The sequence below is a fragment of the Arthrobacter sp. Soil764 genome, assembly GCF_001428075.1.
In the GTDB taxonomy this organism is placed as follows: Bacteria; Actinomycetota; Actinomycetes; order Actinomycetales; family Micrococcaceae; genus Arthrobacter.
In genome coordinates, this window is the sequence record NZ_LMSI01000022.1 from 147,766 (window position 1) to 172,635 (window position 24,870).

At 66.1% G+C, this 24,870-nt stretch carries 21 protein-coding genes; 8 read left to right on the top strand and 13 right to left on the bottom strand.

Translation table 11 applies throughout. The features are described 5' to 3' along the window. Positions 1-33 precede the first annotated feature (33 nt). The 3 genes from ASG86_RS16000 to ppsA are packed head-to-tail and all read left to right on the top strand — an operon-like array spanning position 34 to position 5,512. On the top strand, positions 34-495 hold the full coding sequence (locus ASG86_RS16000) for a universal stress protein (RefSeq protein WP_056336874.1): 462 nt from the start codon (positions 34-36) through the stop codon (positions 493-495). Beyond that, positions 492-3,047 (top strand): cation-translocating P-type ATPase, encoded by a 2,556-nt coding sequence (locus ASG86_RS16005; RefSeq protein ID WP_082566818.1) that lies wholly within the window; start codon positions 492-494, stop codon positions 3,045-3,047. The genes ASG86_RS16000 and ASG86_RS16005 overlap by 4 nt, the downstream gene beginning before the upstream one ends. Positions 3,048-3,094: 47 nt before the next feature. Continuing rightward, positions 3,095-5,512 (top strand): phosphoenolpyruvate synthase, encoded by a 2,418-nt coding sequence (gene ppsA, locus ASG86_RS16010; RefSeq protein ID WP_056336434.1) that lies wholly within the window; start codon positions 3,095-3,097, stop codon positions 5,510-5,512. 50 nt (positions 5,513-5,562) lie between these two features. On the opposite strand, the gene ASG86_RS16015 is transcribed toward ppsA, so the two are convergent. From ASG86_RS16015 to ASG86_RS16030, 4 genes are all read right to left on the bottom strand, one after another. After that, positions 5,563-5,985 carry an Hsp20/alpha crystallin family protein gene (locus tag ASG86_RS16015; protein ID WP_056336435.1) on the bottom strand — a complete coding sequence of 141 codons (423 nt, stop codon included), beginning with the start codon at positions 5,983-5,985 and terminating at the stop codon, positions 5,563-5,565. 13 nt (positions 5,986-5,998) lie between these two features. After that, positions 5,999-8,518 (bottom strand): HAD-IC family P-type ATPase, encoded by a 2,520-nt coding sequence (locus ASG86_RS16020; RefSeq protein WP_082566819.1) that lies wholly within the window; start codon positions 8,516-8,518, stop codon positions 5,999-6,001. 22 nt (positions 8,519-8,540) lie between these two features. Then, complete coding sequence (locus tag ASG86_RS16025) at positions 8,541-9,407, bottom strand: universal stress protein (protein ID WP_056336438.1); 867 nt, start codon at positions 9,405-9,407, stop codon at positions 8,541-8,543. Between the two features lie 63 nt (positions 9,408-9,470). Beyond that, the gene (locus ASG86_RS16030; RefSeq protein ID WP_056336441.1) at positions 9,471-9,929 is read right to left on the bottom strand and encodes a pyridoxamine 5'-phosphate oxidase family protein; all 459 of its coding nucleotides are present in this window, start codon (positions 9,927-9,929) and stop codon (positions 9,471-9,473) included. A 236-nt stretch (positions 9,930-10,165) separates the two neighbouring features. Here ASG86_RS16030 and ASG86_RS16035 point away from each other — a divergent pair, with 236 nt between their 5' ends. Next, positions 10,166-11,815: a GAF domain-containing sensor histidine kinase gene (locus tag ASG86_RS16035; RefSeq protein WP_056336444.1), complete on the top strand. Its 1,650-nt coding sequence runs from the start codon at positions 10,166-10,168 to the stop codon at positions 11,813-11,815. A gap of 25 nt (positions 11,816-11,840) precedes the next feature. On the opposite strand, the gene ASG86_RS16040 is transcribed toward ASG86_RS16035, so the two are convergent. After that, entirely contained in the window at positions 11,841-12,515 is a 675-nt protein-coding gene (locus ASG86_RS16040; RefSeq protein ID WP_056336447.1) for a response regulator, read from the bottom strand. 275 nt (positions 12,516-12,790) lie between these two features. On the opposite strand from ASG86_RS16040, the gene ASG86_RS16045 reads away from it, so the two are divergent. Further along, the gene (locus tag ASG86_RS16045) at positions 12,791-13,270 is read left to right on the top strand and encodes a universal stress protein (protein WP_056336452.1); all 480 of its coding nucleotides are present in this window, start codon (positions 12,791-12,793) and stop codon (positions 13,268-13,270) included. 70 nt (positions 13,271-13,340) lie between these two features. Here the strand turns inward: ASG86_RS16045 and ASG86_RS16050 are convergent, their stop codons facing one another. The 8 genes from ASG86_RS16050 to ASG86_RS16085 form a co-directional block, all read right to left on the bottom strand. Continuing rightward, positions 13,341-13,865, bottom strand: a complete 525-nt coding sequence (locus ASG86_RS16050; protein ID WP_056336454.1) for a hemerythrin domain-containing protein — start codon at positions 13,863-13,865, stop codon at positions 13,341-13,343. Further along, the gene (locus ASG86_RS16055) at positions 13,862-14,179 is read right to left on the bottom strand and encodes a DUF3040 domain-containing protein (protein ID WP_056336881.1); all 318 of its coding nucleotides are present in this window, start codon (positions 14,177-14,179) and stop codon (positions 13,862-13,864) included. Before ASG86_RS16055 ends, ASG86_RS16050 begins: the two co-directional genes overlap by 4 nt. Positions 14,180-14,217: 38 nt before the next feature. Further along, complete coding sequence (locus ASG86_RS16060; RefSeq protein WP_056336459.1) at positions 14,218-14,493, bottom strand: SHOCT domain-containing protein; 276 nt, start codon at positions 14,491-14,493, stop codon at positions 14,218-14,220. Between the two features lie 101 nt (positions 14,494-14,594). Then, entirely contained in the window at positions 14,595-17,411 is a 2,817-nt protein-coding gene (locus tag ASG86_RS16065; RefSeq protein ID WP_235565206.1) for an HAD-IC family P-type ATPase, read from the bottom strand. Between the two features lie 12 nt (positions 17,412-17,423). Continuing rightward, on the bottom strand, positions 17,424-18,416 hold the full coding sequence (locus ASG86_RS16070) for a polysaccharide deacetylase family protein (protein ID WP_056336465.1): 993 nt from the start codon (positions 18,414-18,416) through the stop codon (positions 17,424-17,426). Between the two features lie 43 nt (positions 18,417-18,459). Further along, entirely contained in the window at positions 18,460-18,927 is a 468-nt protein-coding gene (locus ASG86_RS16075) for a universal stress protein (protein ID WP_056336468.1), read from the bottom strand. Between the two features lie 74 nt (positions 18,928-19,001). Beyond that, positions 19,002-20,708 (bottom strand): DUF4389 domain-containing protein, encoded by a 1,707-nt coding sequence (locus tag ASG86_RS16080; protein ID WP_056336471.1) that lies wholly within the window; start codon positions 20,706-20,708, stop codon positions 19,002-19,004. A 63-nt stretch (positions 20,709-20,771) separates the two neighbouring features. Further along, complete coding sequence (locus ASG86_RS16085) at positions 20,772-21,638, bottom strand: universal stress protein (RefSeq protein ID WP_056336474.1); 867 nt, start codon at positions 21,636-21,638, stop codon at positions 20,772-20,774. 375 nt (positions 21,639-22,013) lie between these two features. Between ASG86_RS16085 and ASG86_RS16090 the strand changes: the two genes are divergently transcribed. The 3 genes from ASG86_RS16090 to ASG86_RS16105 all read left to right on the top strand — a co-directional run bounded on the left by ASG86_RS16090 (position 22,014) and on the right by ASG86_RS16105 (position 24,842). Further along, the gene (locus ASG86_RS16090) at positions 22,014-23,216 is read left to right on the top strand and encodes an IS110 family transposase (RefSeq protein WP_156386205.1); all 1,203 of its coding nucleotides are present in this window, start codon (positions 22,014-22,016) and stop codon (positions 23,214-23,216) included. A gap of 33 nt (positions 23,217-23,249) precedes the next feature. Next, entirely contained in the window at positions 23,250-23,696 is a 447-nt protein-coding gene (locus ASG86_RS16095; RefSeq protein WP_156386206.1) for a hypothetical protein, read from the top strand. 714 nt (positions 23,697-24,410) lie between these two features. Continuing rightward, positions 24,411-24,842, top strand: coding sequence for a hypothetical protein (locus ASG86_RS16105; RefSeq protein ID WP_056336482.1), 432 nt, complete (start codon positions 24,411-24,413; stop codon positions 24,840-24,842). The last annotated feature ends 28 nt before the right edge of the window (positions 24,843-24,870 follow it).

The following is a 24,870-nucleotide window of genomic DNA, read 5'->3' on the forward strand; positions in this document are numbered from 1 at the left end:
CGGCCTCAGCCGCCAGCCGGGATCGTGGTGTCCATGAACGCAGAAACAGGGGCCAAACCAGTCATCGTGGGCGTGGATGGTTCAGAATATTCCTCCGCAGCCCTCCGCTACGCCGGCACCCTGGCAGCCCGCCTGGGCACCCGGCTTGAAGTCATCTCCTGCATCGGGATGCCGGACTACCTGGTCATGTCCCGCCTGGAAGGGGCGGACCGGCAGTTCACTGCGAGGCTTGAAGACGCCGCCGGCCGCCTGGTGGAGGACGCGCTGGGCCGGGCATTCTCCGGAGAACGGCCGGAAAACATCGACGTTACCGTCAAGTTCGGACCACCGGCGAAAGTGCTGGTGGAGGAGAGCGGGCGGGGGCAGATGCTGGTGGTCGGACGGCACGGAGAAGGTGGCTTGCTGAAGTCCTCCATGGGCTCGGTCAGCAAGGCATGCGCGGCCCACTCGAAATGCCCTGTGCTCCTGGTGGGGCAGGAGGCGGACGCTGTGTGAGGACTGCGGAGGGCCTGAGCTCTGAACGGGCCGCGCAGCTCCTGAAGCAGGCAGGCCCCAACCAGCTTCCCCCGGAAAAAACCGTCCCGCAATGGCGGAAGCTCTGGGGGGAGATGACGCATTTCTTCGCCCTCATGCTGTGGTGCGCCGCCGCTCTGGCCTTCATCGCGGACATGCCTCAACTGGCGGTGGCGATCATCGTCGTCGTCATTGTCAACGGGGTGTTCGCACACATCCAGCAGGAACGCGCCCAGCATGCCGCCGCGAGGCTGCGCAGCCTGCTGCCCGCGGACGTGGTGGTGTGGCGGGACGGGAAGGTGCGCAAGGTCCATGCCAGCGAGCTGGTGGTCGGGGACGTGGTGCTGCTCGCATCCGGCGACCGCGTGCCTGCAGACATGGATCTGCTGTCGGCGTCCGCCTGCGACGTGGACGAATCCATGCTCACGGGCGAAAGCGAGCCCGTGCCCAAAGCCGCAGGCGACCCTGTATGGGGCGGAACCTTCCTGGTCAACGGCTACGGAGAGGCCGCCGTGTCCGCCACCGGTGCCGGGACCAGGCTGGCCGGGATCGCCGCCCTGACCAGCGGAGCTGTTCCACCTCCCACGCCGCTGTCCTTGGAACTGCGGCGGATTGTCCGCGTCACCGCAGGCATGGCGCTGGGCATAGCAGCGGTCTTCTTTCTGGCATCGCTGCTGGTGGGCTTTCAGTGGCGTGATTCCTTCCTGTTCTCCATTGGCGTTGCCGTGGCGCTGGTTCCGGAAGGGCTCCTGCCCACGGTCACGCTGTCCCTGGCGATGGGCGCCCAACGCATGGCATCCCGCAATGGGCTGGTCCGCAACCTCGAGGCAGTGGAAACGCTGGGCTCAACCACCTTCATCTGCACCGACAAAACAGGGACCCTGACTCAGAACCGGATGAACGCCGTCGAGGTCTTCACCACCGAAGGGACAGTCCAGGTATCAGGCCAGGGGTATGACCCGGACGCGCTCATCGAGGGCCCGGGCGTGGACAGGGCGGCCCAGGCGGCGCTCGCAGCCCGTACCGCTTCACAGGGCAGGACCGAACTGCACAACGGTCAGTGGCATGCCCAGGGGGACCCGATGGAAGCAGCCATGGACGCCTTGGCCCGCCGGCTGACGGGCACCGGACCAGGGCCTTCCCCGTCGCGCCGCTTGCCGTTCGACCCCGTCCGGCGCCGGGAGTCCGCCCTCGTGGGTCCTGAACTGTTCTGCAAAGGTGCCCCCGAAACCGTCCTCCCGCTGTGTGAGTCCGTCCCGGGAGCGGTCAAGGAGCAGGTGGAGATCATGGCGACACGGGGCCTGCGTGTCATTGCCGTGGCACGGCGGAGCCTCGAAGGAGCACCCGGTGGCTGGGACACCAGCCCGGCAGCCGAACTTGAAACGGGGATGGAGCTCCTGGGCCTGATCGGGTTGCAGGACCCGCCCCGGCCGGATGTGGGCGAGGTGATCCGCACCGCCCGGCAGGCCGGCCTGAAAGTCGCCATGATCACGGGGGACCACCCGGCTACCGCAGCGGCGATTGCCCGCCAGATCGGCCTGGCAGGCACACCACAATATGTACTGGAAGGCGCTGACCTTCCGGAGGACGAGCAAATACTCGGTGCACTCCTGGACCGTGATGGAGTGGTGGTCAGCCGGGTCTCGCCTGAGCAAAAGCTTCGCGTCGCCAAGGCCCTGCAGGCCCGCGGCCATGTGGTGGCCATGACCGGGGACGGCGTCAACGACGGCCCTGCCCTTCGCGAGGCTGACATCGGCGTGGCCATGGGGTTGAGCGGGACCGACGTGGCGCGGGAAGCCGCGGACCTGGTCCTTCTCGATGACCACTTCGGCACCATCGTGGCGGCCATTGAACAAGGCAGGGCCACCTACGCCAACATCCACCGGTTCCTCACGTACCACCTCACTGACAACGTGGCGGAACTGACGCCGTTCGTGATCTGGGCGCTTTCGGGCGGCCACTTTCCGCTCGCCCTGGGCGTCCTGCAAATCCTCGCCCTGGACATCGGCACCGACCTGCTGCCGGCGCTGGCCCTCGGCGCCGAGCCGCCCGGCAGGCACGTCCTGGCCCGTCCGCCCGAACGCCGCCACCTCATGGACCGGCGGCTGGTCATCCGGGTCTTCTGCATCCTGGGTCCCGTGGAGGCGGCCATGGAGATGGCCGTGTTCTCGGCGGTCCTGGCCGATGGAGGCTGGACACGGGGAGAGGTTCCCGAAACAGGGCTCCTGATGGCTGCCTCCGGTGCCGCATTCACCGCCGTGGTCCTGGGACAGCTCGCCAACGCGTTCGCGTGCCGGAGCGCCACCCTGCCGCCCTGGTCGCTGGGCTGGGGCACGAACAAGCTGCTGGTGTGGGCTGTGCCGGCTGAACTGGCCGTCCTGGCGGTGTGCCTGTTCGTGCCCTACCTCGCCGCATTGCTGGGCCAGGCACCGCCGACCCCACTGGGCCTGTTCCTCGCGCTGCTGGCTGCTCCCGCCGTCCTGCTTGCGGACTGGATCCACAAATCGGTCCGCGGCCGGCTGCGGCGCGGCTAGGACCAAAGACTCTGCCTGCCCCGGTGGGCGGAGGCCAGAATCGAGCCATGAGTGCCGCCGCTGAAACCTCCCTTACCGACATCAACGTCAAGTGGATCCAGGACACGGGGATCGCGGACATCCCATCAGTGGGAGGAAAGAACGCTTCCCTGGGGGAGCTGAGCCGTGCACTGCAGTCGGCAGGGGTCAGGGTTCCCGAAGGATTTGCCACGACGGCCGCTGCCTACCGCGCATTTGTTGCCGCCAATGACCTTGAACCGCGGATCAGGAAGCACATCGCGGAACAGCGCGCCGGGACCCTGACGCTGCGCCAGGCGGGGGCAGCGATCCGTGAACTGTTCCTGCAGGCCGCGTTCCCGGAAAGCATCGCCGCTGACATCCAGGAACACTACCGGGCACTGTGCCACCGTGCCGGACAGGCCGAGGTTGCCGTCGCGGTGCGCAGCAGCGCCACGGCCGAGGACCTGCCCGATGCCAGTTTCGCGGGGCAGCAGGAAACCTTCCTGAATGTGGCCGGCGCGCGCGCGGTCCTTGAGGCGTGCCGGCGCTGTTACGCCTCCCTGTTCACGGACCGCGCCATCAGCTACCGCGAAATGAAGGGCTACGACCACCTGGACGTTGCCCTGTCCGTCGGGGTGCAGCGGATGGTCCGCTCTGACCTGGGTGCATCAGGGGTGATGTTCTCGATTGACACCGAGTCCGGCTTTCCGGACGTGGTGGTCATCAGCGCGGCGTGGGGGCTGGGTGAAACCGTGGTCCAGGGAACCATTAACCCGGACAAATACCAGGTGTTCAAGCCGCTCCTGGCAGACCAGCGCTTCAGCCCCGTCATTGAACGCCAGCTTGGGGCCAAGGAACGCAAGATGGTGTACAGCCACGGCGGGGATGCCAGGACCCGGACCGTTGAGACGACGGACCGTGAGCAGCGCTCGCTGGTGCTGGAGGACCCCGAGGTGGTCCTGCTGGCGCGCTGGGCCGTGGCCGTGGAGGAGCACTACGGGCGGCCAATGGATATGGAGTGGGCCAAGGACGGTGCCACGGGCGAACTCTTCATGGTGCAGGCAAGGCCGGAGACAGTGCAGGCCCGGCGGAGCGCCACCACCTTCCGCACCTACCACCTGGCGCAGCCCGGGCGGGTTCTGGTCACTGGTGCCGCCATCGGTGACTCCATAGCCCGGGGCCGGGCGTGCGTGGTCCGGGATGCCAAGGACATTGAATCCTTCGTTGACGGCTCCGTGCTGGTCACCCGTATGACGGACCCGGACTGGGTGCCCATCATGAAGCGGGCTGCAGGCATCATCACCGACCACGGCGGCCCTACCAGCCACGCGGCCATTGTCAGCCGGGAACTGGGCGTGCCCGCGGTCGTGGGCACGCGCAACGCCACCGAGGTCCTGCCCGACGGCGGCCAGGTCACCTTGTCCTGCGCGGAAGGCGAGGAGGGGCGCGTCTATGAAGGGCTGCTGGAGTTCACCGTGGAAGACGTGGACATGCACGCCCTGCCGGCCACCCGCACCAATGTGATGATCAACATCGCCAGCCCCGCAGCGGCGTTCAAGTGGTGGCGCCTCCCCGCGGCCGGGGTTGGCCTGGCCCGTATGGAGTTCATCATCAACAATCTGATCCGCATCCACCCCATGGCCCTGGTCCATCCCGAAAGGGTGGCGGACCCGGAGGAGGCGGCACTCATCCGGCAGCTCACCAGCGGCTACCAGGACCCGCAGGAGTACTTCGTCGACGTGCTGGCCACAGGGATCGCCAAGATCGCCGCCCCGTTCCATCCCAAACCGGTGATTGTCCGGCTCAGCGACTTCAAGAGCAACGAGTACAGCCACCTGGTGGGCGGCAGCGCCTTCGAGCGACCTGAGGAAAACCCCATGCTCGGCTTCCGCGGCGCTTCACGGTATTACAGCAGCCACTACCGGGAAGGATTCGCACTGGAGTGCAAAGCCCTCAAACGCGTACGTGAGCAGGCCGGATTCGGGAACGTGATTGTCATGGTCCCCTTCTGCCGCACCGTACGGGAAGCGGACCAGGTCATCGAGGCGATGGAAGAGCACGGACTGGTCCGGGGCCAGGAAGGACTGCAGCTCTACATGATGTGCGAGATCCCTTCCAACGTGGTCCTGGCCGGGGAGTTCGCCAAACGCTTTGACGGGTTCTCCATCGGTTCCAACGACCTCACCCAGCTGGTGCTGGGGGTGGACCGCGACTCGGAGGAACTTGCAGGCCTGTTCGACGAACGGGACCCCGCGGTGAAGTCCATGATCGCCGAGGCCATCACCAAGGCCCATGCTGCCGGCATCAAAATCGGAATCTGCGGACAAGGCCCCAGCAACCACCCCGACCTCGCAGAGTTCCTGGTGGGCCAGGGGATCGATTCGGTGTCCCTGAACCCCGACACCTACGTGCGGACGCTTCCGGTTATCGCGGCAGCGGAAGCAGCCCTGGCCAAGGGACAATAAAGCGCCTGGCTCTCACAGGGCCAGGCGCCGCCGTCGTACTTTAAATGTCTTCAGCCCCTGGTGACCGGGATCTTGGAGGGCCCGGTGCCCTGTCCCTGCTCCGGAATCGGGGCACGCACTTCAAGGACGCCGTCCTTGTATGAAGCCGTGACGTCGTCCTGCTGCACTCCGCTGGGGAGGGGAATCCGCCGGACGAAGGAACCGTAGCGGAACTCGGACCGGTAGCCGTCCTTGTCTTTGTGCTCCTTCTTCTCCTGCCGCTCGCCCTTGATGGTCAGGACGCCGTCCGTGACCGTCACGTCCACGTCCTTTTCCGGGTCGACGCCGGGCAGCTCAGCCCGCACCACGAGGGTGTTGCCGTCCACCATCTCTTCAACCCGGATGGCGGAGGACCCCATGTCACCTTCGAAAAGCCGTTCGATGACATCCATGGGGGAGCGGCGGTTATCAAACCATTTCATCAGGTCAGTCATTGTTGCCTCCTGCTCAGGTGGAAGCCGGACCTTCGCGTCGCCCGGCAATTCCACCATCCCCTTCCCATGGATCCGGTTCCAGAGGCAAAGGTCCCAGCCCGGTTTCGCCGGCGGGCGCCGGTGGCCTGCGGGTCAGGCGGCCCACCAGTTCGATGGCCCCGCACCCGGCCATGGCAATTGCAACCGACACAGCAAGCAGGCCGGTGGGCGGCCACTCCACCCGGAAAAACTCCTGTGTCAAGGGAACGGTGAACAACAGGACCAGTCCCGCGTACATCCCGGCAAGGATCAACACCTTGACCCGGTTGAGGGGACGTGACGCCATCACCAGGATCCACGCTGCCACCAGGCCCAGGGTCATGGTGGCCGCAGACTGCGCGGACTGAAGGCTGTGCCCGCCCCACAGCTGCCCATAGGCGCTGACCGCCAGGACGCACACCGCCGTGCAGATGCCGGCCGGGACCGCGAAGGCCAGGGAACGCCGCAGGAACCCGGGGGCATAACGCTGGCCGCCGGGCTGCAGGGCCAGGAAAAACGCCGGCAGGCCGATGGTCAGTCCGTCCAGGGCGGAGAGCTGGCGCGGCAGGAACGGAAAGGCCAGCAACAGGATGCCGGTGACCACCGAGATGACCGTGGCATAGACAGTCTTGCTCAGGAAGACCAGGGAGACGCGTTCAATGTTGCTGATGGCCCGGCGTCCCTCGTCCACCACCGCCGGGAGCCGTTCGAAGCGCCCGTCAAGGAGGACCAGGCGCGCCACGGCCTTGGTGGCAGGTGATGCCGAGTCCATGGCGATGCCCAGGTCCGCCTCCTTGAGCGCCAGGACATCGTTCACTCCGTCCCCGGTCATGGCCACGGTGTGCCCCCGCCGCTTCAGCGCCTGGATCAGGTCCCGCTTTTGGGAGGGCGTCACACTTCCAAAGAGGCTGTGGGCCTCCACCGTTTCTTCCAGCAGGACGGGATCATGGGGAAGCGTCCTGCTGTCATAGGCAATTCCGCCGCCAAAGCCCACCTCCCGGGCAAGGGCTGTTACGGTCCGGGGATCGTCGCCGGAAATGATCTTGACGGTGACCCCTTGCTGGCGGAAGTAGTCGAGCGTGGCGGCGGCGTCGCTGCGAATGCTCTCGCGGAAGGTCAGCAGCAGGACCGGCACCAGCCCGGGAGGCAGCCCTGCCTCCGCGGCGTCCGGCGGCATTGGTGCCGGCAGGTGCGCCAGGACCAGCGTCCGGAGGCCGCTGGAGGCGAGGGCTGCTGCCCTTTCGTGTGCCTCAGCACAGCCGGGGGAGCCGGCTACGGAATCGGGGGCTCCGAGGATCCACGAACCGGAAGCGGCGGACTGCGGCGCGAAGGTCACCGAACTCCACTTCCGCGCGGAGGAAAACGGGACTGACCCATCCTCCCCGGGAGGCTCCTGCACGGGGAAGGCCGCCCCGATCGCCGCGGCGGTACTGCTGGCATCCGCGTGGGCGCCAAACCATTCCAGCGCCTGCCGCCACCCGGCCGTGCGGGCGGTCCCGGCGTCGTGGATGGCATCGAACACGATGGCGCCGGAGGACAGGGTGCCGGTCTTGTCCAGGCAGAGGACGTCGACCCGTGCCAGTACTTCCACGGCGGCGAGCTCCTGGATCAGGACCTTCCGGCGGGCAAGGCGGAGGCCGCCCACGGCAAAAGCCACGCTGGTCATCAGCAGCAGGCCGAGCGGAATCATCGCCATGATGCCCGCCACGGATCCCACGACGGCTGGTATCCACCGTCCCGATCCCATGGCTCCGGCCCACCCGCCCTGGTCCTGCATCTGCGCGTTCGTGAGCAGCAGGGCTGTGGGCAGCAGCAGCCAGGTGATCACGGTGAACACCCTTTCGAGCCCCCTGCGGATTTCCGATGTGACCAGGGAGAAGCGCCGCGCCTCGGCTGCCAGCCGGTATGCGAAGGTCTCCGGCCCTACCCGGAGCACTTTGGCCCGGCCGTTGCCTGCGAGGATCAGCGACCCAGACAGCAGCACCGCGCCGCCCTGTTTGGGGACAGGCTCGGATTCGCCCGTCAGCAGGGACTCATCAACCTCAAGCCCGCCTCCGCCGAGCAGCACCAGGTCCGCCATGACCTGGTCTCCGGCATTGAGCACAACCAGGTCCTCGGGAACCAGGTCCTCCGAGGAGATGACCTCCCTGGCCCCGTTCCTGATCACGGTGTTCCTGGCTGCCTGCAAGATGGACAGCCGGTCAAGGGAACGCTTGGCCCGGTACTCCTGGACGATCCCGATCAGTGAATTGCTGACAGCGGACAGGCCGAAAAGCGCGTCACGCCACTGGCCAAGGACCAGCAGCAGGATGAAGCAGCCTCCCACCACGCCGTTGAAGAGCGTGAACACGTTCGCCTGGACAATTTCGCCGACGCTCCTGCTGGTGGCCGTCGGGACGCTGTTGATGCGTCCCGCGGCCGTCCGCTCGCGCACTTCGGCGGTGGAGAGCCCGTTCCGGGCATGGCTGATGTCCGTGCCCGGAACCGATGCTCCATTCTCCCCGGTTATTGACATCCCGCCAGGCAGCCTGCCCCGGTCAGTCCTGGTGCTGCTGCTTGTGCAGGCGGGTGACGACGGTGGGGCACGGCGGCTGGGTCAGGACCGCATGTGCCGTGGACCCCAGGACGAACCTTTCAAAGCCACCCTTTCCGCGGCTGCCCAGGACCAGCAGCCGCGAACCCGCGGCGGCGCGGATCAGGGCGTCCGCCGGCTCCAGGACGGTTTCCATCACGGTGTTGACCGCAAGATCCGGGTAGTCCTGGCGGAGGCCTGCCTCGGTTTCGGACAGCACAATCTGCTCTTCCTCCATTACATGGGTGGCAAAGCTGCTCTGCGGGAGGCCGGCCGCGATCCACCGGCTGGGGCCGGTGAAGGCGTACAGGACGGCGAGTTCCTCACCGAGCGCGTCAGCTTCGGCGGCCGCAAAGGCCACCGCCTGTGTCGATTCCCGTGATCCATCCACGCCCACCACGACGCCCCGGCCCGGCTCCTGGCCGTCCCCAATGACCGCCACCGGGCACTCTGCGGTGGCTGCTGCCTGGAGTGCCCGGTCCGTCAGCGCACCCCGCGCGTGGCCGCTGGTGCCAAGGACAAGCATGGAGGCGTTCCTGGAATAGTCACCCAGCGCCGCACCAACGCCTCCTTCGAGCAGTTGGAGGGTAACCTGCAGGCCCGGTTCAGCCGCGGTGGCCTTTTCGCCGGCCTCCTTCAACAGGGCCAGTCCTGATTCACGAAGGATCTCGAGGTAGGGCAGGACTTCGGCTGCCATCCAGCGGTCGTCAACGACGTTCACGACGGCGAGGGGACACTTGAGCCTGTTGGCCCGGGCGGCTGCCCACAACAGGGCGGCGTCGGACGCAGACGTATCAGTGATGCCGACGGCGATTGGCTTGGCAGGTGCCATGGGAATCCATCCTTTGGAGTGCTTGGAAAGGGTCGGGGTTGGTGCCGGTTTTGGGGCGTTGGCCTAACCGGCGGCGGGCTCCCTGGGCGGCCACCAATGGGTGGGGGCCGCAATCACGAACTTCCGGCCGCTGATTTCCTCCGGCGTAATCCGCAGCAGGACGTTCTTCTGGCCCGGCTGCCAGGGGGACAGGCCCGCCTCCATTGCGTCCCGTGTTTCCTCTTCATCGGACACCACCAGCGCATGCCCCTTGAGGATGACGCTCCAGGCGATAGTGCCGTACTGGTTCATCCCGTCGGCCTCAACCGTTACGGCTTTCCGGTCCGTCAGGGAGGCAAGCTTTGTGCCCTCGCCGGTACGGATGAGCAGGGTGCCGTTGCTGGGAACGAAATTCACGGGGTAGTTTTCCACGGCGTCCCCATCGGTGAAGGCGATCCTGCAGATGGACGTGGACCGGAGGTACTTCCAGCAATCGTGGACGCCGAGTTCCTTGATTTCCGGTTCTGCCGCTGCTGTGTTCATGGCCGTAGCCTAGGGCCGGGAATTGCTCCCCGGTAGGGAAGAAGGTCCCGCGGGCTGTTGACGGGGGCTTCTACAATGAACCCAGGACATGTCTTCATGCTCATGTGAAGGCGGACTTGCGGGCGGGGGCAGGCACTTCCGTTCCGGACACTTGGATCGCGACAAGGACCCGCAGCGCCGCAGGCTCTTGCCGCAGGAGGTGGAACGTGAGCATTGAGGAACCCCGGCGGCCGCCGATGAGGGACAACCTGGAAGATCCGGTGCGGGGCCTTACCGGCCGGGACGAGCTGCTGGATACCGAGGAGCGCATTAATGCCCTCCTGGCCGCAGTGATGGCCCTCGCCGGGGATCTGAGCCTGGAGGCCGTGCTGGACCGCCTCGTCCGGTCTGCCTGCGCGCTGGTTGGCGCAGGCTACGGCGCTTTGGGCGTGATCGGTGAGGACCGGACCCTGAGCCACTTCATCACGGTGGGAATCGACGAAGAAGGGATCCGTTCCATTGGCGACCTGCCCACCGGGCACGGCGTCCTTGGCCTGCTCATCCGCGAGCCACGGCCCCTGAGGCTCCATGACCTTGGCCGGCATCCCATTGCGTCCGGGTTCCCCGCGAACCACCCGCCCATGAAGACCTTCCTGGGGGTCCCGGTCCGTGTCCGCGATGAAGTGTTCGGCAACCTCTACCTGACGGAAAAGCAGGGTGCCGAGGATTTCACCACCGACGATGAGGAACTTGCCGTTGCCCTTGCAGCCGCGGCTGGTGTCGCCATCCAGAACGCCCGCCTTTTTGAAGACAGCAACCGCCGGCAGAAATGGCTGGAGGCAGGGATGGAGCTGAGCAGCCGGCTGATCATGGCGCCCCATCCCGGCAACGCGGACATCCTCGACCTTGTTGCCGACACAGCATTGAAGGTATCGGACTCGGCTCTTGCAGTGGTGGCCGTGCCGGCCAGTGACGGTACGCTTCGCTGCCGTTCATGCCTTGGCGTGCAGGGTCTCCAGGCGGGTCAGGAGTTGATGTCCTCAGGTGCGGTGTCGGGCGTTATTGACGACGGCGGGTCTTTCGTTGCCAGGGACCCGCGGCAGGTGTTCGACGAGGAGGTGGCGGGAAAGCTTGGCTCTGTCCTCGTCTGTTCCTTGGGGCACGCCGGCAGCGGTAACGGCGTCCTCCTGCTGGCCCGCGCCCAGGGAGCGGCGGTCTTCACCCAGGCTGAGGCAGAGTCCAGTGCCATCTTTGGAAGCCGGATCGGCCTGGCCCTGGACCTCGCGCGCGTGAATGCCCTGCGGGAACAGAATCTCCTTATCAGCGACCGGGAAAGGATTGCCCGCGACCTGCACGACCTGGTCATCCAACGCCTGTTCGCTGCCGGCCTGAGCATCCAGAGCCTGCGCCGCTACACAATGGACCCCGTGGCGCATGAACGCATCGCCGCTGTGACCACCGAACTTGACGACACCATCCGCAAGCTGCGGGATACGATCTACTCCCTTCGCACCGCCGACGAGGAACGGGAACCGCTGACGGGCCAGATCCTGCGCGCAGTCCGGGAAAATTCGCGCAGCTATGCCATCACCCCCAAGGTTTCCCTCAACGGAGCGGTGGACTCGATCAGGGACGACGTGGCGGTCCATCTGCTGTCCGTGCTCTCGGAGGGCCTCAGCAATGCGCTGCGGCATTCCGGCGCTGAGGACATTGAGGTCCTTGTCGACGTGGGGCAGGACCAGGTCCAGCTCCTCATCAGCGACAACGGCCGGGGCTTCGCTGAGCCGTCCCGCCTCAGCGGCCTGGCGAACATGCGGCATCGCGCCGAATTGTTGAAGGGCAGCTGCATCATCGAGAGTGCGCCAGGTGCCGGAACGTCGGTGACGTGGTCCGCCCGGCTCGCTTGATGCCTCTGCCAGGCGGAACCGGTTGTCAGGCAGTGTCCGATGCGCTTTTGGTGACGTAGACGGCGGCCTGCGTCCGGCGCTCAAAACCCAGTTTGGCCAGGATGGACGACACATAGTTCTTGACCGTCTTTTCGGCCAGGAACAGTTCGTCACCGATCTGCCGGTTGGTCAGCCCCTGGCCGATCAGGGCCAGCACTTTCTTCTCCTGCGCGCTCAGGCCATCCAACCGCGGATCGGTGGGTACCGTGGAAAGGCCTGTGATGACCTGCTGCTCGACTCCCGGTTCAAACAGGGATTCGCCCGCAGCCGCTTTGCGGATCCCCGCCAGGAGGTCATCGCTCCTGATCTGTTTCAGGATGTATCCCGAGGCGCCGGCCAGGACTGCGCCGCGGAGGGCCTGTTCGTCGTCGTAACTGGTAAGGATCAGGCAGCGCAGGCGGGGATCGAGGGAACGCACGTCCCGGCACACCTCGATGCCCGTGCCGTCGGGAAGCCTCCCGTCCAGGATGGCGATGTCCGGGTGGAGGGCCGGAATCCGGCGGGTGGCCTCGGCCGCGGATCCACTCTCGCCCACCACCAGGAACCCTTCGCCCTCCAGCAGGTCCTTCAGTCCCTGCCGGACAAGTTCGTGGTCATCAAGGATGAACACGCGGACCTGCCCGGATGCTCCTGCCGCTTCATCAGACCCAGCTTCATGCATGTGCACAGAACGCTCCCAAAATCTCCAGGACCAAAACCCGCATCCGTGCGGGGCGGCCCCCGGGGAGGGCCTGACCCCATTGTTCCCCAGCGGGCGTCATGCCGGGAAGGGACCTAAGTCCGCCGGTGGGTGGCACTATGGCGGACGCAGCCCCGGTGCTGTTCCCGCCATGACTTTCGGCCCTACCCCGGCACCCGGCTCTGCGCCATTGTGGGACGACGCCCCAGGAGGGAACCCTGGAGGGGAATGTGCCAACAACAGTGAATGGAGCCGGCATGACTGCCCCCGAACCGCACCCCCGGATCATCGTTGCGGTGGACGGATCCGACGCCTCCATCGCCGCCCTCCGGGTAGCCCGCGCCATGGCGGAGCCCCTGTCCGCGACGGTGGAGGCATGGGCCTGCTGGGACGTGCCGGCCGGCTACGGGGTGTATCTCGCGGTAGGGATCGAGGGGTTCAAATATGCGGCCCACCAGGTACTGCAGCAGGCGCTGGCAGATGCCTTCGAGGAGCTGCCACCCTTTGTGCACGCCAAGCTGGTGCGGGGCAAACCAAGCCCGCTGCTGATTGACGCGAGCCGTAACGCCTCCCTGCTGATCGTGGGCAGGCGGGGGAATGGGAGCTTCGTTCTTGGCTCGGTCAGCTCCGCGTGCGTGAGCCATGCCCACTGCCCGGTGCTGGTGGTGCACGCCCCGGAGGAGACGGAGGCGGGCCACCTCGACGGGATGCAGTCGCAGGCATCTGCGGCGCCCTGATCCACACGGCGTGCCATGGCTGACAGACCCGGCACGCCGCCGTCGTACCCGCGCTTTTCTTGGTCCGGTATTAGTGGCTGTGGTGACCCTGCCCGTGATGGTGGGCGGCGCCCTGTCCCACCAGTTCGTGGAGTCCTTCAACGGCGCGGGCGAGTGACAGCTCCGGGGATTCGATAACGAAGGGCATCAAAAGCCGGTTTTCCTTGTCCAGGTGCAGGGCAAAAATCCGCTGGATGGCACCCGCGGCCACTGCGGCAGCTACCCCGTCCGCCGTCCTGAGTTCGTCGACCAGGCCCACGATCACCTGATGCTCGGCCAGCATCCCGTCCACCAGCAGCCTGGCCTCCGGCATGGCGTGTGGCCCGCTGTAGAGGGGTCCCTCCTCTGCCAGGGCGTGCGGCACCAGTTCCCGGTCACACCAGTCCAGCAACGCAGCCTGCGTTTCCTGGCCGGCGGCAGGGTCCCGCGCCTCAACAGCCTCGGTCAGCAGTCCAACCAGCGCGTTCAACTGCCGCAGCATGTCCGCATGGTGGGCTTCGACGGCCTGCAGCGCCCGCGCCTCGGCCATGGCGTCCTTACCTGGTCCAGTGTTCATTCGTTGTTGCCTTCCACTTGGGTGACCTGACGGTTTGTGGTCCGCGACGACCAGCGCAGGTCCTTGACGGCCCAGTACCCGGCACCGTTCATGATGGCGAATCCTGCAATGCCCAGCCAGGGAACCCGGACCACCAGGCCAAGCAGCAGGACGCAGATTCCTGCCGCGACAAGAAGCAGGCCGCGCCTGAACCGGGCCCGAAGGGACAGCGCAAAGGCATCCCGGCCAAGCAGGGCGGCGAAGCCGGGGTCGTCCTCGGCCAGTCCATGGCTGATCTGGTCAAGTTCGCGTTTTTCAAATTCAGAGAGCGGCACAGCTGCACCCACTGTCCATCGCCTGCGGGAGCCGGAACTCAGGTACCCGGCTGGCCGCGCAGGACAGCCAGCCTGTTCTGGTATTCCGCGACGTCGATTTCGCCGCGCGCAAAACGCTCGGCCAGCACGTCCTCTGCCTTTCGGGGCGACGGGGGCTGGGGTGCATTCGGGGAGGGCGCCCGCAGGGAACGGGCCAGCAGGACAATGCCGGTGATGATCGCTCCCCAGACCACCACCATGCTGATGCTCATCAGGACATAGCCCCAAAGGCCCATGCCGTCATTCCAGCCGTACACTTCACGACCTCCGGTCATGTGGAGGCGGACGCCAACCGTCCGCCTTCCACTTTCAGTATCGAATGCTGCGGGTGCCCGGGGCAGAGCCATTAGTCCCGTCCCGCGGCGGGTGGCAGGCATTAGAAACCGCGGCGCCGCAAACGTTTGTCCACCGCGACGACCAGGGATGCAAGCAGCGCCAGGCCAAGGATCCGCAGCCAGGCGTCCCCGCTGATGGGGGCGGTATGGAAGAGTCCGTTCATCAGCGGCGCGTAGGTCAGGGCCGCTTGTCCTGCCGCCTGTACCGCAACGCCCACCAGGAGCCATCGGTTGCTGAACGGGCTGATCCGCCAGGCCGGCCGGGTCAAGGACCGGCAGCTGAAGAGGTAGGCAACCTCCACGGCGACGAACAGGTTGACGGCGGACGTGCGGGCCTGGGCAACGGATGCACCTACGGCCAATTCGTGTTCGAACAGCCACCAGGCTCCCGCGACCAGCAGCGCCGAAACGAGGAGGATCCGGACGGTAAGGGCCAATGTCAGGAGGGGCCGGTCGGGTGGCCGTGGCGGACGGGACATCAACCCTGGTTCCTTCGGCTCAAAGGCGAGCATCAGTCCAAGCGCCACGGCGGTGGTCATGTTGATCCACAGGATCTGGGTGGGCAGGATGGGCAGCTTTGCCCCCAGAAGGATGGCCACGAGGATTACCAGCCCCTCGGCCATGTTGGTGGGCAGGGTCCACACAATGAATTTGGTGAGGTTGTCGAAGACGTTGCGGCCCTCTTCAACGGCGGCCTCAATGGTGGCAAAGTCGTCGTCGGTCAGGACGATGTCCGATGCCTCCTTGGCCACTTCCGTTCCGGTCCGCCCCATGGCAATGCCCACGTTCGCCTGCCGAAGGGCGGGGGCATCGTTGACGCCGTCCCCCGTCATGGCAGCCACGTGTCCGCGGGACTGGAGGGCCCCGATAAGGCGGAGTTTCTGTTCCGGCGAAACCCGGGCGAAAACTGTTGCCCGTTCCACCGCGCCCGCAAACTGGTCCGCTGGAATGGCGTCCAGCTCGGTGCCCGTCAGGGCCGTCCCGGTGTCATGGTCGGCAGCCAGGCCCACGGCGGCGGCCACGGTGATTGCAGTCCGTACATGGTCGCCGGTGATCATCTTGACCCCCACACCCGCGCGCTGGCAGGCCTTCACGGAAGCTGCGGCCGCTTCCCGCGGCGGGTCGTGCATGGCCTGGAGCCCCGTCAGGGTCATCCGGCCCCGTAATTCGATGGCGGACAGAGGCCCGCTGCCGGCGGGAAGGCGCATCATGGCGGTGGCCAGGACCCGGAGTCCGCTGTCCGCGAGCGCGTGCGCGGCACTGAGCGCTGCATGCCTGCGGACGGGTCTGCCGGCGCCGTGCGCGTCCATTTCGGAGGAGCATAGGTCAAGGATGCGTTCCACGGCACCTTTGACGAACACCACGCCGCCGCCTTCCGGGAGCGTGGAAACATGCAGGGTGGCCATGAACTGCCGCTCCGATGTGAACGGCAGTTCCTGCTGCCGTGGATTGGCAGCCAGGAAACCGGCGGCGTCCTTGCCGCCTTTCCCTGCCGCCACCAACATCGCGGCCTCGGTGGGGTCGCCCCGCACCTGCCACGTGGATCCCTCCCTGTGCACCTTGGCGTCGTTGCATGCTGCGCCACCCAGGAGGGACCAGTGCAGCGCTGCATCCCCGCCCGCCGGATGCTCCGGCGTGTCCGTCACCTGCTGCTGAATGCCGCCTGGATTCCGCGTTGCCGACGGGGTGATGTGTCCGGCAGGCCCGTAGCCTGAACCACTGACGTCATAGGTGCCGGAGGGCGTCCAGAGCGCCCGGACCGTCATCTGGTTCTCAGTGAAGGTGCCGGTCTTGTCAGAGCAGATCACCGTGGTGCTTCCCAGCGTTTCCACCACCGGCAGCCGGCGGACCACGGCACGGCGGCGCGCCATCCGGCGGACACCAATGGCAAGCGTCACCGTGACGGCGGCGGGAAGGCCTTCCGGAATGGCTCCCACAGCCAGTGCGACGGCGGCAGTGAACATCTGCCCCGGCGGCTCGCCATGCGCCAGGCCGGCGACGAACGCCACGGCGGCGAGGGCAAGGATGGCGATGGTGAGGGTTGAGCTGAACCGTGCCAGTTTCAGGGTCAGCGGCGTGGCCACCGGCCGGACCGCCCCCATAAGGCGGTGGATCTCGCCAAGCTCGGTTTCGCCGCCGATTGCGACGACGATTCCTGCTCCGGTGCCTGCGGTCACCAGGGTGCCGCTGTAGAGCATGTTCCTCCGGTCTGCCACCGGCGTGACCTGCGGGAGTACTACCTCGTCCTTGGACACCGGGTCCGATTCTCCCGTCAGCGCGGATTCGTCCACCCGCAAGGCGGACAGCCGCACCAGGCGCAGGTCAGCCGGTACCTTGTCCCCGGCCTCCAGCAGCACAAGGTCGCCGGGGACCAGGTCCTCGGAGGGAACCTGCCGCCGTTCGCCGCCGCGCACGACCGCGGCATGTGTGCGGACCAGCGAGTGCAGTGCGTCCAGGGCCGCTTCTGCCCGGACTTCCTGGATGAAGCCGATCGCCGTGTTGACCAGGACCACCGCGAGGATGACGCCCGCGTCCAGGAATTCGCCAAGGAACACGGTCACGGCTGCGGCGGCCAGCAGGACATAGACCAGGGGGTTATTGAATTGCCGTCCCAGCTTGCGGGCAATGCCCCCGCCTTTGGACCGGGGAAGCTGGTTCGCGCCAAACTGGGCGCGCCGGCGCGCTACCTCTTCCTGGCCCAGGCCCCTCGCAGCATCCGTTTCCAGCAGCAGGACCACTTCGTGGACGGGGAGCCCATGGTGTGCCGGATCAGGGGCATCATCCGGCCGGCGCCACGTGGGGGGTTCCGGCCGCCGGGAACGCACTTCCCCGCTCCGGGAGGGCCTGGTCTTCGCCATGATGCCGGGCTTTCACTGCCCCAGCAGGGCGTCGAGGGTGGCGAAGCCGTACCCGCCGGCTGCTATGCGGTCAATGACTTGCGGGAGGGCGTCGGCGTCGAGGGTGGAGCCGTCATCCGGGTTTGACCCGATGTGCATGAGGACGATCTCACCGGGCTGCAGCCCCGCCTGGACGCGGTCGGCCACCGCCTGGAGGCTGGCACCTCCACTGGTGCCTTTCCAGCCGAGGGTGTCAACGGTCCACCTCACCGCCACGTACCCCAGCGAGTTCACCGCTGCGATGGTTCGGGCGTCCCGTTCGCCGTAGGGGAAGCGGAACAGCGGCCTCGGATCGGCCCCGGCTGCCAGGATTGCCTCCTCGGCGCCCCGCACCTGTTGGATGATCTGCTCGTTGCCCAGTCCGGTAAAGCCGGGATGGGTCATGGAATGGTTTGCCACCCTGTGCCCGGCAGCCACGATCCGTGCCACCGACTGCGGGTTGTTGGCGGCCCAGTTGCCGGTCAGGAAAAAGGTCCCGGTAACGCCTTTGGCGGAGAGCGTGGACAGGATACTTGGCAGTCCCGCAGCGTTGGCGCCGGCATCGAACGTGAGGGCAACCACGCGCCCCGCCCCCGGGATGACGGTCAGATCCTGCCCCCGGAGGGAGTCCGGGAACGGCGCAGGCTGCGGGGGAGCGGCGGGCTCCTCCGGAGCCTGAGTAGGCTGCGGTCCGGGAACGGGAGGGACCGTGATGGGCGGCTCCACCGGTATCTGGCCGGCTTCCGGCGTCTCCGTTTCCTGTGGCCCCTGCTGGCCGGAAGGGGAAATGGCCGGGACCGGCGGGCTGGACTGGCTCGGAAGGGCGGATGGGCTGGGAGGTGCGGAAGACGGTGACGGTGATGCCGCCGGCGGACCCGCCGTGAGCGCCGGCAGCAACAGGGCCAGGGCGATGGCAAGGACCACCAGGGCGGCGGCGAGCGCTATGGCGAGCGTCCGCCGTCGTGCTTCACTGAGCGGCAATGCCATCACCCGCCCTGGACGTCAGTAGCTTCCGCCGATGCCAGGCTGGTCAGGAACCCTCTGCTGCGTGGGCCCGGCCCTCGGGCGTGTGGACAACCAGCACGGGGCAGTGGGCATGGGCCACGACGGCGGAGCTGACGGAGCCCAGGAGCAGTCCGCCGAATCCGCCGTGCCCGCGGCGCCCCACCACGATCATGTCGGCATCGCGGCTGGCGTCGATCAGTGCCTCGCGGGGATGGCCCCTGACGAGGCTTGCGGTGACATTGGCCGGCAGTTCGGTACCGAAGGCCTGCTCCATTGCCTCGTCCAGGATTTTCTTCGCGCCTTCCTCGAAGCCTTCAATGCCCATCATGACGTAGCCGGAGTACACCTGCGGGTACTCCCAGCAGGCGATGGCCTGGACCTTGGCGCCGAGGGGAGTGGCAAACCGTTGGGCCTGGCGGAGCGCCTCCAGGGATGGCTCCGATCCGTCGACGCCTACCACGATCCTGGCAATTGGTGCCCCGGCAATGCTCATGTCTGCTCCCTCGTCCGACCCTCGCTGTCCCGCCCATCATGCCTGCACCCCCGCGGCGGGGCTAGGGCCGAAGGTCACGGCGCGCCGGCGGGCGGGCCGCCCGCGGACGGCGGTGCGGCCTGTGGTGCTGCCGCCGGGGGAGTTAACCCTTGGGGCCACTCAGGTTCCGTGGGCCCCTGGTCAAGCCGGAACGGTGGATATTCATCGCGCATCAGCGCGGTGTACACCAGGACCCGGTAAATCCAGCGGTTGACGCCCAGGATGAAATCAAACAGCGGGCGCTGGTAACGGCCGGTGAACAGCAGGATCACTGCCGCGATCAGGACCAGCAGCCCCAGCAGGGACGGGCCCGCACTCTGTTCATAGGTCGTGCCGAAGTAGTTGTTGTCTGCGCGCCACCGCCACGCAGTGTTGGTGAACGCGGCCACGACGAGGAGGTGCGGGATCGCCAGGAGCCACCATTTCACCAGCACCAGGCCCCGGGAGAGCCGCTCCGGGTAGTCCACCTCGAAGTCGGCGGGGTAATTGGTGCGTTTGAGCGTGAACGGCGGGTAGAGGTCGGTGCCAACGGCGGCGTAGGCGTAGAACGCCACCCGCCAGTTCCAGCGCATGACGCCCACATTGAAGTCGAACAGGGCCCTCGGGTACCGGCCGGTGAACAGGATGGCGAAGCCCGCCACGATGGTGGTGATGACAAACGCGAACCAGAGGAAGAAGAGAAGGATGAAATGGGGGATGGCCAGGAACCACTTGACCAGCCACATCCAGCGGGACAGCGCGGGATCGATGGTGCCGAACAGCCGTGCGGGGTATCCGCGGCGGTCTTCGGCCGCAGTAAACGGTTGCGGCGGGGGGGCCACGCCCGGTGCTGCCGGCGCGGCGTGCACTCCTGGCTGGCCCCAGGAAGCCGGTGCTGCCCCCTGCCCTTCCGGCACCTGTCCTCCTGGTACCTGTCCAGGCGGCTGGCCGCCCGGTACTTGCCCCGGCCCGGCCATCCCGGACCCCGCCATCCATGTCCCTCCGGCTGGCGGCCCGCCGGTTAATGTCCCTCCGGCTGGGGGCCCGCCGGACGGTGGCCCGCCGGACGGTGGCCCGCCAGCCGGCCGCGCGGCGTGCCGGCCCAGTCCCATGGCGCCGAAGATGATGAGGGGAATACCAATCACCAGGGCGATGAGCCCGCCCACCAGCAGGCCGGTGGCTGCCGGCCGGATCAGGTCCGAGCGGAATCCGGCCTGCGCCTGGACATCGATGCCGGAGGAGGCATCGGCATTCATCACCACCACTTCCCACGTGCCCGGGGTGATGTTCCAGGTCAGCTCCTGCTCTCCTGGGCCTGCGACGGATGCGGTCCAAAAGCGCTGGTCGGCCGGTGGTGATGCGGGGTTTCCACCCGGAACGTCGCGGTATTCTGCCCGGAAGGGCCGCTGGCGGATGTTGAGCAGCTCCGAGTGGTGCACGCCTGACAGGTACTGTTCGACGTCGGCCTGCGGGCCGATCCCGATGAACACCGGTTTGTCTGGGCTCACTGAATTAACCCGCAGGCGCAGGGTGCCGATGTCGAAGGGAAGCCTGCCGGGAACATCCTCGCCAATGGCATCTGCCCGTGGAGATGTAAGGGCAAAGGAATTGACGGAAAAACGGGATGTGCCGGAGGTCAGGAAGCCGTCTCCCTGAACGGATCCCACCGCCGAGGCCACGGCTCCTCCCGCCAGCGCAGCCAGCCCCGGAAGGGTGATCAGGATCCCGAGGACCAGCATGATGATGGCGGCGGGCTTTTTCATGGCATGGATCTTTCCGCTGGGGGATGCATGAAACGGGGAGAAGGACCGGCAGGCGGTCCCGGCCTAGATGGTGCCGCGTACGGCCTCAGTACGCGTGATGATCGTGGGGCACGGGAGGTGCTTCAGCACCCCGTGTGCGGTCGAACCAAGCAGCAGGCGTTTGAAGGCGCCCCTGCCGCGGCTGCCCACCACCAGCAGCCGTGCTCCGGCCGCGGCCTCCACAAGGGCGTCCACCGCACCCTTGTCGCTGTCGAGCCGCTGGTGCACGGTCAGGTCCGGGTAGTCTTCCTTGAGCCCGGCAACAGTTTCAGAAAGCACAACCCGTTCCTCGTCCACGATGAGGTCCGCGAGCCCACCCGGCGTCAGGCCGGCGTCGATGACGGGATCGGGCGCATTGACGGCGTAGACGACGGTAAGTTCGTCTCCGCCGCGGTCCGCTTCGGCGGCGGCGAAGGCGACGGCCTGTGTTGCCTCGGCGGATCCGTCAACACCGACCACCACACCGGACCGGCCTTCCAGGTCCTGGGTCCCAACGACGGCGACCGGGACCTTGGCGGCGGTGGCCACCTGGAGTGCACGGTCTGCGAGGGCACCGCCCAGGTGGCCGCTGCCTGAGCCGATGACCATCATCGAGGTCTTCTTCGAAAACTTGGCCAGCTGCCCGCCCACGCTTCCGGTGAGCAGTACCGTGTCCGGGGTAACGGACACGCTTCCTTCGAGCCGGCCGGCGGCGGTCTTGAGCAGTTCCTCACCGGCCTGCTGGAGTGTGCCGAACCAGGGGTAGGGTTCGGCAACCCACCGGTCGTCGACGACGTGGACGACCACCAGCGGCAGGCCTGCCTGGTGGGCACGCCGCGCTGCCCAGAGGACCGCAGCCTGGCTTTGCGCTGAATCGTTGGTGCCCACGGCGATGGGTTTCTGGGATGTCATGGCTGCACTTCCTGCTCATCGTGACTGGTCTTCCTGCTGTTCCAGAGTGGCCCGGCCGCCACGGGCACTCTAGGGCCAAAAGTCACGGAAGCGCTGTTCAGCGCACCCTGCTGCCCCGCCAACCCCATCGATTGCTCCGTACGTGTCGTTTTGAGGCCTGAAAACGACGGTAATGATGGTATTAGTCCTGAACCGGCGTGACCCATCGTGCACCTGACGCGCTTTTGCGCTGTCCTTCACATGTCTTGTCCGCCGGTTCACGACCTTTCGCGTGGGCTGGGCGGTCATGACTTGATAGGAGCTTGACCATGATCCCCTTACCGTGTTGTCTGCCCACCCAGACCACGTGATACTCACTTCGTCAGGAAAGGCGCCATGCCGGAAAAGGAAGAAGTGCGTGTCATTGTTGGTGTGGATACTCATGCGGACACCCACCACGTTGCAATAATCACCGAGCACGGGCGCCCCCTCGTCGACGGTCAGTTTCAGGCAACGGGCCATGGCTATCGCAGTATCATCGACTTCGCCCGCTCTCACGGCGAGATTATTGCGGTGGGCGTTAAGTGCACGGGCAGCCGTCGTAGAAGTCAATCGCCCAACCGCCAGCAACGTCGGCGCCGCGGCAAGTCCGATCCCTTGGATGCCTATGCGGCGGCCGAAGCCGTCCTGGCAGAACGCTGCACAGCTGTCCCAAAGGACAAGGACGGCCCTGTGGAGTGTCTGCGCGTGCTGCGGGCCTCACGCACCTCGGCCATGAAGGCGAGAACTGCCGCCATTAATCAGATCAAGGACCTGCTGATCTCAGCACCGGAAACGATCAGGGCAAAATTTCGGGGCATCGTGACTTCGGCCATGATCGCCACGTTGGCACGCGCGAAGCCAGCTGGCCACCTCGCTGACCCTTCGCACGTGACTGCTTGGACTCTAAAGAAACTGGCCAGGAGGTACCAGTCTCTTACCGATGAGATAGCTGAAGCCGATGCAGCATTGAAAGAGATTCTGGATGCCTACGCGCCACTACTCTGCGACCTCCCAGGAGTCGGTGTCGAGGTTGCCAGCCAGCTGTTGGTAACGGTGGGCGACAACTCGGAACGAGTGGGCAGTGAAGCCCAGTTCGCCGCCCTGGTGGGAGTCGCACCAGTTCCTGCTTCATCGGGCAAAACAAACCGCCACAGACTCAGCCGCGGTGGCGACCGGGATGCCAATAAGGCTCTCCATCATGTGGTGCTCGTGCGGATGGGATCAGATGCCAGAACAAAGGAGTACGTGGCCAGACGAACTTTGGAAGGTAAGGGTAAACGAGAAATCATGCGCTGCCTCAAGCGCTACGTCGCCCGTGAAATATACCGGCAGATCATGAATCCAACCGCAGCTCCGTCAATAGACGACCTGCGGCCGCTACGGATCCGCCTCGGACTGACGCTTCAGGGCGCAGCTCAGGGCCTTAACCAATGGCCGTCATACCTTTCACGGCTGGAACGGGGCCTCACGAGAAACGACCAACTCGTCACCGCGTACCGGCATTGGCTCGACCAACAAGTCTCAACGGTAAGCAGCACCCCGGGTTTGTCAGCCTGACCAGATTCCTCGTTCATCGTCTACGCTCAGGGCATGGGCGGACGCAACGAACGACCGTTGAGTGCCGGCTCGAAGGGCAGTAAGCCGCCCTTCGAGGTCTATTTCGCTGTTTGGGCGCTGATGCTGGCCGTCGCCGGGGTTGACGTTCTGGGCGTCTTGGCCATTTTGGCCATGGTGCGAGAACAAGGACCCGCGTGGGTTCCGTGGTTTGCCGGCTTCATTCTGCTGCTGCTGTCGGTCATTGCGGTCAGCTACATTCAGACACTCAAAGACGGCGATCGAGGCATGCGCGATTACGTGAGTTACAGCGTGCTGATATGTGGGTTTGGCTTCTCTTGGCCGCCTTCTTGGAGATGGTTGCTCTTCCTTGTCCCGGTTATTCTCATAGTCCCGTTATGGTTGCCACGATCTCGACGCTTTTTTGACGAAGCCGAGGGCAACTCATCCTCGACGGACACAGCGCCTGGTCCGACCCTGTGAAGCCGTCGACGGAAGGTGGGAAGACGACGGCCGCGATATATGGAGGTAGTGACGTGTACTTGCCGGGAGCGGTTCTCGCGCTATTTGGGGCGCTATTCATGATCATGGGGATCGGGGTAGCGGCCTTCCGGCTTCCTATCTCGAGGGGGCACCAGAGGTGGATGGAGATGTTTGCTGGCCGCCGGGGCCGTGACGCTGCCGACGCAATGACGCCCGGCACATGGCTAAGCATTGGAGTGATCAACGCACTCATAGGTGCCGGCCTTATGTTTGCCGGATTCAATCTAATGCTTCGGCACTGACGCTCTACGCGGCGGAGTCACAACCAGACGTCACAGGGATAGGTTGGCATCGCTTGTCCTTCCCCAGGACGCAGTTCATCGCAACCCTAAAGCTGTCCACAATTGGGGGCAATTTGGGTTATCCACGGCTGGTCCTTTTGGGAGCCGTTGGGTAGCTCCCTCGGCCGCAGTAGCGGTGGATAACCCAATGGAAATTGTCCCCGGTTGTGGACAGCGGCAACACAGCAGCCACGGCTACGGGATAGCGCCCCGCACCTAACGTTTGACAGCTATAGGAGCGTCACCTATGGAGCAATCGATGGATGATCCAGGGGGCTGGGCGAGGTGCCCGGGAGCGTCGACGGTTCACAGGCGGCACAGTTCCTCAGTATGCTTACTATTGTCCGCCGGACTTAAAGAGAAAGGCATCATCATGACTGAACAGAACCTCCCCGACGATGAGCTGGAAGTCGTGCAGGAAGACGACATACTTCTCGACGAAACTCCGGGCGCGGCGTCGTCACTGGAGCTCGACCCTGTCATGGGGGAACCGGACAGCTACCCGGGGGCAGCCGAAAACAACCCGGACCGCTGGCAGGAAGACCCATTGCTGCAGGACGAGGCAGTCTCGGGCGAAGAACAGGACTTCCTGAGCGACCAGACGCTGCGCGACGAAAGCGCCCAGGCGCGGTACCGGGCCGGTGACGAGCAGGTGCCGCCGGACACCCCCACGCTGGGCGAAGCAGCAGCCGACGTCGATTTCGGCGAAAACCCCACAGGGCTGGAAGCTGACGCCAGTGACGACGAGGAGAACTTCGGCGGCTCACCCCTGAGCGAGTTTGAGCCCGACGACCTGGAACGCTGACAGGCCGGGAGGCGGAACCGCCAGGCGC